The following is a 13927-nucleotide window of genomic DNA, read 5'->3' on the forward strand; positions in this document are numbered from 1 at the left end:
GAAGAATGCCGCCGCGTTTGTCGACCGGCGATGGCGGCGGCGATCAGGCGACGGTGCGGAGGTAGCCGAGGGCATGTGCGGCCGCGTTCGCGCCGCACATGCCGTGGGCGCCGGGCCCGGGCGGGGTGGCGGCCGAGCAGATGTACATGCCCGGCACCCCAATGGTGTAGGGCGACAGGGTTATCCGCGGCCCGAACGTCAACTGGCGGATGTCCTTGGCTCCGGTCATGATGTCGCCGCCGACGAAGTTGGGGTTGTAGGCGTCCATCTGCGTCGTCGGGCGCACCGCGAGGCCGACGACGCGGTCGCGGAAACCCGGGGCGAACCGCTCGATCTGCGCGACGATCGCCTCGGTGGCGTCGCCGGCATAGCCGTTGGGCACGTGCGCGTAGCTCCACACGGGATGCGTATCGCCCACCGAGCGCTGCGGATCGGCCAGGTACTGCTGACCCACCAACACGAACGGGCGCTCCGGCATCCGTCCGGCATGGATCTCCCGCTCGGTCGCGGCCAGCTCGGAGTAGGTCCCGGCCAGGTGCACCGTGCCCGCCCGATGCGCGTCGGCGTTGGTCCACGGCACGCCGCCCTCGACGGCGAAGTCGACCTTGAACGCGCCGGGGCCACGGCGAAACCGCCTGAAGGAGCGCGAGATCCGGCGTGGAAGACGATCACCCACGATCGCCGCGACGGCCTCCGGCGCCAGGTCGAACATCGTGACGTCAGCCGGCGGCAGCTGCGACGCCGCCTGAACCCGGACGCCCGTCGCGATCTTGCCGCCCAGGTCGGTCAGCAGCGCCACCATCGCGTTGGTGATCGCCTGCGACCCACCCTCGGCGACCGCCCAGCCGTGCCGGTGGCCGGCGGCGATGATGCCCATCCCGATGGCCGAGGTCATCGGGTAGTGCAGCGGCCGAAAAGTATGGGCCGCAACGCCGCCGAACAACGCCCGCCCCTCTTCGGTGCGGAAGAACCGGGCGAACGTCGACCCGGGAAGCACGGTCGGGGCGCCGAACCGGGCCAGCATCAGCGGATGACGCGGGATCCGCAGCAGGGGCCGCATGATGTCCTCGCTCAGCGCGTCGAAGCGGGAAGCCGAGTAGCCGAACGCCAGCCTCCATCGCGATCCGTCGCGGCCGAGACCGGCCGCGGTCCGCGCCACCGAGCGGTGCAGGACGCCGGCACCGCCACCGTCGAGGGGGTGCACGCAATCGATCGCGGGCCACCGCCAGGTGAGGCCGTAGCGCTCCAGCCCGAAACGGCTCAGGAACGGTGAGCCGACGGCCATCGGGTGGATCGCCGAGCAGTGGTCGTGCAGCAGACCCGGGACGATCGCCTCGCTGCTGCGCGCACCGCCGCCCACCTCGTCGGCGGCCTCGAGCACGGTGACCTGCACGCCCTCGGCCGCCAGGCAGATGGCGGCGGCGAGCCCGTTGGGGCCGCCGCCCACCACCAGCGCGGTTGTCATGTCAGTGAGCCCGCCTTGACCGCCGCCGTGCCCAGCAGCGACCAACCGACCTGAAGCGGGATAGGGCCGTTGGGCAGCCACGGTTGCTCGGCGACGGCGTCGGCCACCTTCCATGTCCCCCGCTCAACGACCCCGAGCGCCGCGTCGATCAGCTTGTAGTGCTGCACGCCGCTGCCGAACGCCTCGGACTCGACCCAGGCGATGACGCACTCGCCCGGCTCGAACGCGGCTTCGCTCTGCGCGGCACGGATCAAGTCTTCATTGTGCAGGTGCCCATCGCCGAAATTGAAGCCGATGAGGGAATTGCACACGAACTCACCCTCGCGCACGATGCGGGCGTCGACGTCGGGCAGGTGGGTCAACAGCAGCGAGAACAAGCCGCGCCCCTGGCTGTGCATGCTGCGCCAGGCGATCGTCTTCTGCATGGTGACCTCTGCCCACTTCGGCTCGTAGCCGGCGGCGACGAACTGGTCGATCTGGTTGGCAGCGGTGCGGGTCACCCGGTTCAGTTTCTGCTCGGCGCCCGGCGTGAAGGCCCACATCGCCGAGGCCCAGTTGCCCGCGTACTGGCGCATCGACGGCAGGAAGGACACCTTGTCCGGCCGCAGGTTGCCCAGCACCGGGTAGAACACCAGGATGGCGGCGATCACCGGGGCGAGCCACGGTGGCGTCATGTCCCACGGGGCATAGCCGTTCCAGTTGGGGAACCCGAGGAACAGGAACACCGCGGTGTAGCCGAACACGACGTTCCATTCCAGCGGAACGGCCAGCGGGAACGTCGAAATGATGAACAAGTGGAATCCCACCATCAGCAGCGCCGCCGCCAGCGTCAGCCACTTGTTGGTGGAGAACAACAGGACGAGCGGGGCGACGATCTCGACCGTGGTGCCGTTGACGTGCGCCATGAACTTCGCCACCCGCGACGGCCGCATGTCGCGCCCGAAGTCGCGGTAGTGTGCCCGGCGCACCCGGGTGGGCAGGTAGATCGTGTTGCTGACCATCGGCGGGATGACGTTGGCGAAGTGCTTACCGAATTTCGAGAAGCCGGCGCCGATCCACACCACCACGATCACCAGCTTCAGCGCGATGATCATGTTGACGAAAGGCGACGCGGCGAACACGACCAGAACCGGCAGATACTGTTCCCCTCGGGCGGCCAGGAAAACGGTCTTGTCGCGCAGCCCGATCAGCACCAGCAGCGCGATCGGCGCGACCAACAGGGCCGGGTTCACGAGGCCGGAGGTGTTGTGCGGCAGAGCTTTTGTCAACGATTCGCTGTGCACACCGGGTGATAGCAGCGCGACGGCCAGGGTGACCAACAGCGCCAGGTACACCGCGATGTCGAACCAGGTCCGCCGGTCACCTCGCGTGAACGGCACCCACTTCCACGGCCGCAGCCGGATGGTGCCGGGCCGGGCCCAGAACAGAATGCCGCCGGTCATCGGCTTGACCTTGCCGGCCAACGGACCCCAGGAACCGGCCACGCCGATGGCCTCGAGTAGCACCGTCCACAGGATCACCTTCTGGTAGACGATCGGTTGGTTCCACCACTGCGTGACATGCCAGAAGGCCGGCAGCCCCGAGGTCGCCGTCGCGACCGTGATGCCGCCGATGGCGAAGAAAACGACCAGCTTGAGGATGTAGATGGCGTGCACCATCTTGGGCGAGCCGAAGCCCTTTTCGCCCCAATCGAGGGCGAGGATCCGCATCCGCTCCATCAGCGGCTTCTGCAGGAAGGTGTCCGGGTCGACCGCGGCGAGATCTGGCTGTTTGAATCCCATTTCCTTCGCTCCTTCGGCTTCGGGAGTAACCGTGGCGACAAAGCTAGGCGCGGAGTGCGGCGCGACACAGTCGCGAAGCGACAAAACCGCCCACCGCAGTTATCGCCAGAAGACAACGTCGGCGTCTAACGTCATTGAGGTGAAGAAATCGCACGTCGACGCCCCGGACGCCGACGTGGGGGTGCGGGGTTACGTCGCCGAGGTCGCCGGCCGACTGCACCGCAGATTGGCCGACGTGACGTCTGAGATTCATCGCGCCCTCGAGGAACAGATCCCGGATCTGCCGCGCGAGCCGCGGATCACGGAGTTGCTCGGTGCCAGCGTCGAGGGAAACGTCGACACGATGCTGCACGCGCTGCGCTACGACATCGCGGTCGAGCGCGTTGAGGCGCCGACCGCCGCGCTCGAGTATGCCCGCCGGCTGGCGCAACACGGGGTGCCGGTCAACGCGTTGGTGCGTGCCTACCGGCTCGGTCAGCGCCGGATGAACGAGCTGGTATTCGCCGAGCTGCACGCGGTCGACATCCCCGACTCGGCGCGGGTGGCGGTGATCGAGGCGATGAGCGCCGCGATGTTCGCCTACATCGACTGGATGTCGCAACAGGTCGTGGCGGTGTACGAAGAAGAGCGCGAACGATGGCTGGACAACCAGAACAGCCTTCGCGGTATGCGGGTGCGTGAAGTGTTGTCGTCCAACAGGGTTGTCGACATCGACGCGGCCACCACGGTGATCCGTTATCCGCTGCGGTGGCACCACGTGGGCCTCATCATGTGGTACCCGGATCAGGGCGACGCGGGCGACGAACTCACGCGGCTGCAACGGTTCATGCGCGATCTGGCCGACGCGGTCGCCGCCGATGCGGGGCCGCTCTTCGTCCCCGCCGACCAAAGCTGCGCGTGGGCGTGGCTGCCCTTCCGCGCCGCGGCCGCCGACGTCGTCGAGAAGGTCCGGCGCTTCGCCCTGGGCCGGTCGGATTCGCCGAATGTCGCGATTGGAACGACGGGGGCCGGCGTCGAGGGCTTTCGCCGCTCCCACCGTGCGGCGGTCGAGGCCCGCGGCGTCGCGATGGTCGCCCAGCGGACGGCCTCGTCGGGTCCGGCGGTGATCGCCGCGGCCGATCCGGGCCTCTCCGTCGTGGCCCGCCTGGGCGGCGACGTGGCGGGCACCCGGGAATGGGTGGCGAGCGTGCTCGGCGACCTCGCGAGCGACAGCGACAACGACGCGCGGCTACGGGAGACTTTGCGGATATTTCTGGGCTGCGGTTCCAGTTACAAATTGGCCGCCGAGGAGCTCAACATGCACTTCAACTCGGTGAAATACCGAGTGGGCCGGGCCGTCGCCCGGCGCGGACGGGAGATCGGCGCTGACCGGCTCGATGTGGAACTGGCGTTGCAAGCATGCCACTGGTACGGGAGCGCGGTGCTGCAGCCCAAATGAGCCGGCCGGCGGCATCACCCCGCGGCGGGAATGGCGACGCGACGGGAGACCAGGAGCCGCGGGAGGCGCACCCTCGACACCGCGCGCAGTGGCCGCGCCGAGCGCCAATCGCGCAGAAAATGGACCGCATGGATGGTCGCCGGAATCAGGACGGGCGTGAAGACGCCCATGACGTAGATCATGATCACGAGCATCGATTCAAACATCATCAACCTGCGCTTCCTCGCTGAGTGGAATCGAATTGGTTGTGGCGGTTGCGAATTGGTCCAGCCAGGATCGATTCGGCGGTTCGTCGCAGAACGTAGCGGCGCCGCTCCGGTGCGGCGATGTCGCGGGACGACGAAGTTGCGACGCGTTGTTGTCTTCGGGCGACAAATGGATGCGGCGCTGATCCGTTATCGCTGAGCGGGGCGCATTGTTGGCCATGACATTGCGCGTTGCCGAATTGTGTCCAAAAGGCCCTATACGTTTGCCACCGAGAAGGCAAATCATATTTACATGACAACTACCGAGAACACTGTTTTCGAGCGTCCGCTGCAGCAGTTGGCACGTAGCGCGTGGCAATTGACTCTGTTTATCGGCATCGTGGCCATCGCACTCGGTGTCATTGTGTTGGCCTGGCCGGGCAAGACCCTGTTCGTGGCCGGCGTGCTGTTCGGTATCTACCTGGTGGTGTCCGGGATCGGCTACATGTTCGCCGCTTTCGGAACCCACATCGGGGCCGCGATGCGGGTGTTGGCCTTCCTCACCGGCGCCGTGTCGGTGGTGCTCGGCGTCTTCTGTTTCCGCGACAAATTCGAGGCGGTCTGGCTGCTGGCCCTGTGGATCGGCATCAGCTGGGTGTTCCGCGGGATGACGCTGCTCGCCGCGGCGCTGTCCTTCGATCACCTGCCCGGTCGCGGCTGGCAGATACTCTCCGGCATCATCATCGTCGCCGGCGGCGTGGTGCTGATCATCTACCCGATGGATTCGATCGCGGTCCTGACCCTGGTCGCCGGTTGCTGGCTGATCGCGATAGGCATCGTGGACATCGTCAGCGGGTTCCAGGTTCGCCACCAGGCGAAGCAGGTGGCGCAATCGGTCGGGGCCCGTTAGGGCAGGCGCCGCTCCACCTCGAGCGCCAGGCACAGCTCGGCGAGATCCCTTGGCCGCGAGAGTGATCGGCCGGTCAGCTCCTCGATGCGGCGCAGCCGGTGCCGCACCGTGTTGGGGTGGCAGAAGATCTTCGCCGCGGTGTCGTTGGCCGAGCCGCCCGCCTCTACCCAGGCCCGGAACGTGTCGAGCAGGATGGCACGTTCCTCGGCGGGCAGCTCGTCGAGGCGCGACAGCACCAGGTTCTTGATCTTCGCCATCACCTCGGGCGCGCTGACCGCCGCGACGGCCAGGGGGGTGTCGTCGAACAACGAAACCAGCGACTCGCCGGAGGGCTTGCCGGTGACCGCGAGCCTGGCCAATCGCAATGCGTCGCTGGTCTCGGCCAGATCGCGAAACGTCGGGCTGATGCCGACCCGCGCCGTCGCGGCCTCACCCAGCACCTCGACGAGGATGCCCATGCCGGCGGCCGTCCGCGGCCCGCGCAGGTGGACGATGCCCACCTGCAGGTCGGGCAACAGCCGCCACGCGGACCGAATGTCCCTTGCCGACAGCTTGTTTTCGATCGCCGGCAACCCCAGCCGCCCGATCGCGGGCAGCTCGGCGGCCACCACGACGTAGGGTCCGGAGGTGGGCAGCCGAAGTAAATCGGCTGCCTCCCAAAGGCTTTGCCGGTCGGTGATCCGATGAGCCAGCAGCGCCTCGACCAACGCCGATCGCTCTTCCTCGCGCTCGATGATCTGCGTGGTCAGCTGCTGGCGGTAGGCGCTGGCCATCGCCTGGGTGAACGTCTCCTGGGCAAAGAAGATCCGCGCGGTGGCGTCCAGTATGGCGTCGGTGGGTATGCCCGCGGCGCGGGCGACGGCGAGGGTCTCCTCCCACACGAACCGAAACCCGATGCGGTAGGCGGTCATCACCGCCGGCAGCGGCACCCCGGCGATCGCACGCTCGGTGCCGGTGCGCTCGGCGGGCGAGACGTCGACATCGGCGCCGCGGGTGAGCGAGTCGAAGATGAACGCCACGTTCGCCGCACAGCTTTCGGCGACCTGTTCCTTGGTGACGACCGTGCCGTCGCGGTAGGCGTCGATTTCACGGCAGAGCAGGTCGGCCATCGCTCGTCCCAGTTTCGGGGCGCGGGACGTCATCAGCTTGCTGAGCTCCACGACGTGCGGGTCCGCCGCCGCATCAGGTCGGACGCCGCGGTGCTCCGATGCCACGCCCATACCGCAAACCTTAAGCCCCGGGACCGCCGAATGTGACCGCTCACACCGAACGGGGTCGGCTGTTGTTTGCGCGAACATTGTGGCCAGGGGTGCCCTGGATCACGCTTGAAGCACGCACCATTGGCACGTCCCGGAGGCATCCCATGACCGCTCTGAGCGCCGATCTCGCCGCGTCGAAGAATCGTCACCCACGAGGCGTGGCGCTGCGGTGCGGCGACCTGCAGCTCACCTACGCCGAATTCGACGACGCGGCGGCCCGGGTGGCGACGCTGCTGGAGCGGGCGGGGATCGAGCCGGGCGACCGGGTGGGCGTGATGCTGCCCAACACGCCCGCCTTCGCCATCGCCTTCTACGGCATCGCCTATCGCGGCGCCGTCGCCGTACCGATGAATCCCCTGCTCAAGGCCCGCGAGATCGCCTATTACCTGTCCAACAGCGGCGCCAAGGCCATGTTCGCGACGCCGGCCTTCGCCGAGGAGGTCACCGCCGGGGCGGCCGGGACCGGGGTGCAGTGCTGGCTCGTTGACGACGCCGGGCTGGCCGACCTCATCGCCGACCTGCCCGCCCAGGGCTCCCCGGTACCGCGCGACGACGAGGACGTCGCGGTCATCCTGCACACCTCCGGGACCACCGGTAAGCCCAAGGGCGCCATGCTCACCCACGGCAATCTCCGGCGCAACGCCGACGTCAGCGTCCGCACCCTGATCGACACCGGGCCGGACGACGTGGTGATGGGCTGCCTGCCGCTGTTTCACGTCTTCGGCCTGACCTGTGGCCTCAACGGCGCCGTCCGCGCCGGCGCGACGTTGACGCTGATCCCGCGGTTCGACCCGCACAAGGCGCTCGAGGTGATCGAGCGCGACGCCGTCACCGTCTTCCAGGGCGTGCCGACGATGTATTCGGCACTGCTGGCCGTGGCGGCCGACGCCGCGCCGGGGGCGGCGCGCAGCCTGCGGATCTGCGTCTCCGGCGGCGCGGCGCTGCCGGTCCAGGTGCTCACCGACTTCGAAAAGGCGTTCGGCTGCCCGGTTCTCGAGGGGTACGGGCTCTCCGAGAGCTCCCCGGTGGCGGCGTTCAATCACCCGAACCGGCCGCGCAAGGCCGGTTCGATCGGGACCCCGATCGAGGGTGTCGAGATGCGGGTGGTCGACCTCGACGGCGTCGAGGTGCCGCAGGGGCAGGCGGGCGAGGTGCAGATCCGCGGCCACAACGTGATGAAGGGCTACTGGAACCTGCCGGAGGCCACCGCGACCACCATCACCGCCGACGGCTGGCTGAACACCGGCGACGTCGGCCGGGTCGACGAGGACGGCTACTTCTACATCGTCGACCGGACCAAGGACATGATCATCCGCGGCGGGTACAACGTCTATCCCCGCGAGATCGAGGAGGTGCTCTACGAGCATCCGGCGGTGGCCGAAGCCGCCGTCGTCGGCGTCCCGCACGATTCCCTCGGCGAGGAGGTCGGCGCCGCCGTCGCGCTCAAGGAGGGCGCAGCCGTCGAGCCCGAAGAGTTGGTCGAGTACGTCAAGGCGCGGGTGGCCGCCTACAAATACCCGCGCCTGGTGTGGCTCCTCGACACCTTGCCCAAGGGACCCACCGGCAAGGTCCTCAAGCGCGAAATCACCGTTCCGACAACCGAAAGCACGCGATAACCATGGTCACCCAAACCGCGAAAGCCGACGAGCTGGCCGCACCCCTCGACCTGCTGCTGAGCAGTGCCACCAAACCGTTTGCCAGCCGGATGATGCCGGACGCCACCTGGGCCCGCTTCGGCGCCAACCTCGCGCAGCGTCCCGGCGCGGTGGCCGGCCGGGCCGCCGCCCTCACCCGCGAACTCGGCGCCATCGCGGCCGGCAACTCGCACCGCGTGCCGGCCCGGGCCGACAAGCGCTTCAGCGACACCGCCTGGCAGGACAATCCATTGCTGCACCGGATCATGCAGGCCTATCTGGCGACCGCCGAGGCCGCCGAGGGGCTGCTCGCCGAAGCCGAGCTGGATTGGCGCGACAATCAGCGGATGCAGTTCGTCGTCGACAACCTCGTCGAGGGCCTGGCGCCCAGCAACAACCCGCTGATCAGCCCGCTCGGCTGGAAGGCGATGATCGACACCGGCGGCCTGAGCGCCGTCCGGGGCGTCAAAGCCTTTGCGCGGGACATGCTTTCGAAGCCTCGGGTCCCCGCAATGGTGGAGCCGGACGCCTTCGCGGTGGGCGAGACCCTGGCGGTCACCAAGGGGGCGGTCGTGCTGCAGACCTCGATGTTCGAGCTGATCCAGTACGCCCCGCAGACACCGAAGGTCAATGCGATCCCGTTGTTGATGGTGCCGCCGGTGATCAACAAGTTCTACATCATGGACATCGCACCCGGGCGCAGCATGATCGAGTACTTCGTGCAGCAGGGCCAGCAGGTCTTCGCCATCTCCTGGCGCAATCCGCAAAAGCGGCACCGGGATTGGGGCTTCGACGCGTACGGCGCCGCGATCGTCGAGGCGATGGACGCGGTGCAGAAGATCGCCGGGACGGACAGCACCCATCTGTTGGCCACCTGCTCGGGCGGAATCCTGGCCGCGATGACGGCGGCGCACCTGGCTGACATCGGCGAGGGTGACCGGGTGGCCGGCCTGAACCTATCGGTCACCGTGCTGGACGAGACGCGCGCCGGTTTCGCGGCCGCCATGATGAGCGATCGCGGCGCCCAGGCGGCGATCCGCGTCTCGGGCCGCAAGGGCTATCTCGACGGGCGCGACATGGCGGAGATCTTCGCCTGGCTGCGGCCCACCGATCTGGTCTGGCGGTACTGGGTGAACAACTACGTGCAGGGCCGCAAGCCCGCGGCGTTCGACGTGTTGTTCTGGAATGCCGACACCACCCGGATGACCGCCGCATTGCACCGCGACATGATTTTGATGGCGCAACGCAACGCCCTCGTCACCCCTGGCGCGCTCACCATGCTGGACAGCCCGGTCGACCTGGGGAAGGTCACCGCCGACGCGTACGTCGTCGGAGGCGTCGCCGATCACATCTCACCGTGGCAGGCGACCTATCGCAGCGCCCGACTGCTCGGCAGCAAGGACAACCGCTACGTGCTGTCCACCAGCGGCCACATTGCGGCGTTGGTCAACCCGCCGGGCAACCCGAAGGCGTCCTACCGCACCGGACCGGTCGACGCCGAGGATCCGCAACAGTGGCTGGAGTCGTCGACGCAGTCGAGCGACTCCTGGTGGCCGGACTACGTCGAGTGGCTCGACGAGCGCAGCGGCCCGAAGGTCGATGCTCCGAAAGCGCTCGGCGGCGAGGGGCTTCCGCCACTTGGGCCGGCCCCCGGCGGTTATGTGATGGAGAAGTGAGCAAGCGTGGCGCACCGCAGAGGCGCCTGCGCGTGGTAACGCCGAGCACGATCGGCGAGGAGCGCTACGTCAGTGCCGGCGGGCAGCGGATCCGGGTGAACGTGCGCGAAGGCACGGGCGTGCCGCTGGTGCTGTGCAACGGCATCGGGGCGAGCCTGGAGGTGCTCGATCCGCTGGTCGAGCAGCTGCCGATGACCGTGGTCAGGTTCGACGTGCCGGGCACCGGGGGATCGCCGACGTCGCCGCTGCCGTATGGGTTTCCCTACCTGGCCTGGGTTTTGGGCCGGGTGCTGTCCAAGCTCGACATCGGCGTGGTGGACATCTTCGGGCTGTCGTGGGGCGGCGCGCTGGCGCAGCAGTTCGCCTTCCAGAATCCGCGTCGTTGCCGGCGGATGGTGTTGGTGGCGACCGGCACCGGCGTGCTCATGGTGCCCGCCCGCTTATCGGTGCTGTCGAAAATGATCACCCCGCGGCGGTTTTCGGATCCCGACTACGCCGCGTCGATCGCCGGTGATCTCTACGGCGGTACCGTGCGCGCCCACGGTGAAGACGTGGCGCGCCTGTTCGTGCGGCAGTTGCACGCCGGGTCGAAGCTCGGCTACCTGCACCAACTGCTCGCGGGCTCGGTGTGGACCAGCCTGTTCGCGCTGCCCGCGGTGCGGCAGGAGACGCTGATCGTCTCGGGCACCGACGACCCGATCATCCCGGTGGTCAACGCGCACATCCTGCACCGGCTGCTGCCCCATGCGATTCTCTACCTGCATTCGGGCGGCCACATCGACATCGTGCACAACGCGACCGAACTCGCACCCGTCATCGAGGGCTTTCTCAGCGAGGCGGGCGACCGAGCCTGAGCCGCGGCGCGTTCCGCGCGCTTCGAGCCTGACCGCACTGCGAAAATCCACCCGGAAAACCGCAGCCCGGTTACGCTCGCGGGCTCAGGCCGCGATGTCGGCGGTGATCGCGGCGGTGAGCCGGATCAGATCCTGCGGCGCGACACCGACGTCCCAGCCGCGCCTTCCCGCGCTGCAGTACACCCGCTCCCAGTCGAGGGCGCCGGCGTCGATGACCGTGGGCAGCGCCCGGCGCTGACCGAACGGCGAAATGGCGCCGACGACGTAGCCGGTGGCCCGCTGGGCGGCCGCCGGTTCGGCCATGCTCGCCTTGGCGACACCCAGCGCGGCGGCGGCCGCCTTCAGCGACAGCCGGGCCGGTGCGGGCAGCACCGCGACCGCCAGCCCGCCAGGCACCGCCATGACCAGGGTCTTGTAGATCTGCCCCGGCGCGATCCCGTGCGCTTCGGTCAGCGCGTGCACCGCCTCGGCGCCGTACGACGCTTCGCGGGGATCGTGGGAGAATCTGACGACCTCGTGCGCAACGCCGGCCTGCACCAGTGCGGCGATCGCCGGCGTGGCGGCACCGGCCACGACTACGTCCCATGGTCGTGACCCGCTGCGCCCGGCTGCGCCGCGCTTGCGATCACGACTACGTCCCATGGTCGTGACCCGCTGCGCCTGGCTGCGCCGCGCTTGCGATCACGACTACGGACCCGTGTACCCCGGCGGGTTGACGCCGTCCACCCAGAAGTCGACGCCGAGCTGCGAACCCGGTACGCAGTTGTACACCGACAGGTCGGTGACGCCCGATTCCACCAGCACGTCTTCGCACAGCAGCGTGTTGCCGGTGTACTCGCGGGCGGGCTTGTTGAGGATGACGTAGGCCGCGTCGGAGTACACCTCGGGCTTGCGGGCCCGGCCCATGGCCTCGTCGCCGCCGAGCAGGTTCTGCACCGCGGCCGTGGCCACCAAGGTGCGCGGCCACAGCGTGTTCGACGCGATGCCCGCCTCGCGCATCTCCTCGGCAATCCCCAACGCGCACAACGTCATTCCGAACTTGGCCATCATGTACGCGGTCGGCTTGAGCCACTCCTTGCCGAGCAGCACCGGCGGCGACAGCGTCAGGATGTGCGGGTTCTCCCGGCCCTTCAGATGGGGGATGCAGGCCTGCGACACCGCATACGTGCCGCGCACCTGGATGCCGTTCATCAGGTCGAACCGCTTCATCGGCACCTCGGTGATGGAGCCCAGGTTGATCGCCGAGGCGTTGTTGACGCAGATGTCGATGCCGCCGAATTGCTCGACGGTCTTGGCCACCGCGGACTCCACCGAATCGGGGTCGCGCACGTCCCCGACGATCGGCAGGGCCTGTCCGCCCGCGTCCTCGAGCTCCTTGGCGGCGGTGAACACCGTGCCCGGCAGCTTCGGGTGCGGCTCGGCGGTCTTGGCGATCAGGGCGATGTTGGCGCCATCCTGTGCGGCGCGTTTGGCGATGGCCAGGCCGATACCGCGACTGGCGCCGGAGATGAACATGGTCTTGCCGTTCAGGGACATGGCGTCACACTAACGCCACCGGGAGACCCGGGAATTAGCTGGTCGCCCGGCGCTGTTACAGCAGTCGGTTTCTGATGCAGACGCGGCAGGCCCAGGCAGACACTGTCGGGGGCAGCCTCTAGATTGGGAGGAGCAGTCTGGTGCCAACGGCGACGTGCCTGCTTGCGCGCCCGGCGGCGCTTTCGATGCCGCTCGGCGACACCGCTGCGGAAGGGACCGTGTTAATCGAAATGGCCGATATCGACGGCGCTAGCGGTTTAGAGGCTCTCGAGCCGGCACCGCCGGAGGAGACCGACGAGGAGCTGATGGCGCGCTTCGAGCGCGACGCGATTCCCCTGCTGGACCAGCTGTACGGCGGCGCGCTGCGCATGACGCGCAACCCCGCCGACGCGGAGGACCTGCTGCAGGAGACGATGGTGAAGGCCTACGCGGGATTCCGCTCGTTTCGGGCCGGCACCAACCTCAAGGCGTGGCTGTACCGCATCCTGACCAACACCTATATCAACAGCTACCGCAAGAGGCAGCGTCAGCCGGCGGAATACCCGACCGAGGAGATCACCGACTGGCAGTTGGCGTCCAACGCCGAGCATTCCTCGACGGGGTTGCGTTCGGCGGAGGTCGAGGCGCTGGAATCGCTGCCCGACGACGAGATCAAAGCGGCGCTGCAGGCCCTGCCGGAGGAGTTCCGGATGGCGGTCTACTACGCCGACGTCGAGGGATTTCCGTACAAGGAAATCGCCGAGATCATGGATACGCCGATCGGGACGGTAATGTCACGGCTGCACCGCGGCAGACGGCAACTCCGCGGTCTGTTGGCCGACGTGGCCAAGGAGCGCGGTTTCAACCGCGGTCAGCAAGCGCACGAGGAGGTGTCGTCATGAGCGAGTCCGCCGGTCCCCCCGACCCGCGCGCCGACGACGACAGCCACTCCCACGGCATCGGGTGTGCCGAAGTGATTGCCGAGGTATGGACCCTGCTCGACGGCGAGTGCACCCCGGAGGCCAAGGAGCGGCTGCGCCATCATCTCGAGGCGTGCCCCGGGTGCTTCCAGCACTACGGCATCGAGGAGCGGCTCAAGGCCCTGATCGCGACGAAATGCACCGGCGAGAAGGCCCCCGAGGGGCTGAAGGAGCGCCTCCGGCTGGAAATCCGCCGGACCACCATCATCCGCGGAGCGGACTAGCGGCCC

Annotated in this window: 13 protein-coding genes; 7 read left to right on the forward strand and 6 right to left on the reverse strand. The window is 68.2% G+C overall.

What is annotated here, in order from left to right:
• Positions 1-43 precede the first annotated feature (43 nt).
• Positions 44-1465 (reverse strand): NAD(P)/FAD-dependent oxidoreductase, encoded by a 1422-nt coding sequence (locus tag A5705_RS16755; protein ID WP_068278699.1) that lies wholly within the window; start codon positions 1463-1465, stop codon positions 44-46.
• Positions 1462-3246, reverse strand: a complete 1785-nt coding sequence (locus A5705_RS16760) for a DUF3556 domain-containing protein (protein WP_068278701.1) — start codon at positions 3244-3246, stop codon at positions 1462-1464. Before A5705_RS16760 ends, A5705_RS16755 begins: the two co-directional genes overlap by 4 nt.
• 139 nt (positions 3247-3385) lie before the next feature.
• Between A5705_RS16760 and A5705_RS16765 the strand changes: the two genes are divergently transcribed.
• Positions 3386-4684: a CdaR family transcriptional regulator gene (locus A5705_RS16765; protein WP_068278703.1), complete on the forward strand. Its 1299-nt coding sequence runs from the start codon at positions 3386-3388 to the stop codon at positions 4682-4684.
• 14 nt (positions 4685-4698) lie between these two features.
• Here the strand turns inward: A5705_RS16765 and A5705_RS16770 are convergent, their stop codons facing one another.
• The gene (locus tag A5705_RS16770; RefSeq protein ID WP_067883060.1) at positions 4699-4893 is read right to left on the reverse strand and encodes a hypothetical protein; all 195 of its coding nucleotides are present in this window, start codon (positions 4891-4893) and stop codon (positions 4699-4701) included.
• A 289-nt stretch (positions 4894-5182) separates the two neighbouring features.
• On the opposite strand from A5705_RS16770, the gene A5705_RS16775 reads away from it, so the two are divergent.
• Positions 5183-5779, forward strand: coding sequence for an HdeD family acid-resistance protein (locus A5705_RS16775; protein ID WP_067883061.1), 597 nt, complete (start codon positions 5183-5185; stop codon positions 5777-5779).
• On the opposite strand, the gene A5705_RS16780 is transcribed toward A5705_RS16775, so the two are convergent.
• Entirely contained in the window at positions 5776-6999 is a 1224-nt protein-coding gene (locus A5705_RS16780; protein WP_082956517.1) for a CdaR family transcriptional regulator, read from the reverse strand. The genes A5705_RS16775 and A5705_RS16780 overlap by 4 nt on opposite strands.
• Before the next feature lie 143 nt (positions 7000-7142).
• Here A5705_RS16780 and A5705_RS16785 point away from each other — a divergent pair, with 143 nt between their 5' ends.
• Genes A5705_RS16785 through A5705_RS16795 form a run of 3 tightly spaced genes read left to right on the forward strand, consistent with a single transcriptional unit; the run spans position 7143 to position 11202 of the window.
• On the forward strand, positions 7143-8654 hold the full coding sequence (locus A5705_RS16785) for a long-chain fatty acid--CoA ligase (protein WP_068278705.1): 1512 nt from the start codon (positions 7143-7145) through the stop codon (positions 8652-8654).
• A gap of 2 nt (positions 8655-8656) precedes the next feature.
• Positions 8657-10348, forward strand: coding sequence for an alpha/beta hydrolase (locus tag A5705_RS16790; protein ID WP_068278707.1), 1692 nt, complete (start codon positions 8657-8659; stop codon positions 10346-10348).
• 26 nt (positions 10349-10374) lie between these two features.
• Complete coding sequence (locus A5705_RS16795; RefSeq protein ID WP_067883150.1) at positions 10375-11202, forward strand: alpha/beta fold hydrolase; 828 nt, start codon at positions 10375-10377, stop codon at positions 11200-11202.
• An 84-nt stretch (positions 11203-11286) separates the two neighbouring features.
• Here A5705_RS16795 and A5705_RS16800 read toward each other — a convergent pair whose 3' ends face one another.
• Together A5705_RS16800 and A5705_RS16805 are read right to left on the reverse strand one after the other, a co-directional pair.
• Positions 11287-11775 (reverse strand): YbaK/EbsC family protein, encoded by a 489-nt coding sequence (locus A5705_RS16800; RefSeq protein ID WP_068278709.1) that lies wholly within the window; start codon positions 11773-11775, stop codon positions 11287-11289.
• A 114-nt stretch (positions 11776-11889) separates the two neighbouring features.
• Positions 11890-12738: an NAD(P)-dependent oxidoreductase gene (locus A5705_RS16805; protein ID WP_067883065.1), complete on the reverse strand. Its 849-nt coding sequence runs from the start codon at positions 12736-12738 to the stop codon at positions 11890-11892.
• Positions 12739-12968: 230 nt separating this feature from the next.
• Between A5705_RS16805 and A5705_RS16810 the strand changes: the two genes are divergently transcribed.
• Positions 12969-13619: a sigma-70 family RNA polymerase sigma factor gene (locus A5705_RS16810; protein WP_067883066.1), complete on the forward strand. Its 651-nt coding sequence runs from the start codon at positions 12969-12971 to the stop codon at positions 13617-13619.
• On the forward strand, positions 13616-13921 hold the full coding sequence (gene rsrA / locus A5705_RS16815; RefSeq protein WP_067883067.1) for a mycothiol system anti-sigma-R factor: 306 nt from the start codon (positions 13616-13618) through the stop codon (positions 13919-13921). The genes A5705_RS16810 and rsrA overlap by 4 nt, the downstream gene beginning before the upstream one ends.
• Positions 13922-13927: the final 6 nt, after the last annotated feature.

It is taken from the genome of Mycobacterium sp. E787 (assembly GCF_001668725.1).
Taxonomy (GTDB): domain Bacteria; phylum Actinomycetota; class Actinomycetes; order Mycobacteriales; family Mycobacteriaceae; genus Mycobacterium.

Bases quoted from the DNA above. Each gene is read 5' to 3' on its own strand.
- A5705_RS16755 (WP_068278699.1), bottom strand. From the start codon at position 1,465: ATGACAACCGCGCTGGTGGTGGGCGGCGGCCCCAACGGGCTCGCCGCC.
- A5705_RS16760 (WP_068278701.1), bottom strand. From the start codon at position 3,246: ATGGGATTCAAACAGCCAGATCTCGCCGCGGTCGACCCGGACACCTTC.
- A5705_RS16770 (WP_067883060.1), bottom strand. From the start codon at position 4,893: ATGATGTTTGAATCGATGCTCGTGATCATGATCTACGTCATGGGCGTC.
- A5705_RS16775 (WP_067883061.1), top strand. From the start codon at position 5,183: ATGACAACTACCGAGAACACTGTTTTCGAGCGTCCGCTGCAGCAGTTG.
- A5705_RS16780 (WP_082956517.1), bottom strand. From the start codon at position 6,999: ATGGGCGTGGCATCGGAGCACCGCGGCGTCCGACCTGATGCGGCGGCG.
- A5705_RS16785 (WP_068278705.1), top strand. From the start codon at position 7,143: ATGACCGCTCTGAGCGCCGATCTCGCCGCGTCGAAGAATCGTCACCCA.
- A5705_RS16790 (WP_068278707.1), top strand. From the start codon at position 8,657: ATGGTCACCCAAACCGCGAAAGCCGACGAGCTGGCCGCACCCCTCGAC.
- A5705_RS16805 (WP_067883065.1), bottom strand. From the start codon at position 12,738: ATGTCCCTGAACGGCAAGACCATGTTCATCTCCGGCGCCAGTCGCGGT.
- A5705_RS16810 (WP_067883066.1), top strand. From the start codon at position 12,969: ATGGCCGATATCGACGGCGCTAGCGGTTTAGAGGCTCTCGAGCCGGCA.
- rsrA (WP_067883067.1), top strand. From the start codon at position 13,616: ATGAGCGAGTCCGCCGGTCCCCCCGACCCGCGCGCCGACGACGACAGC.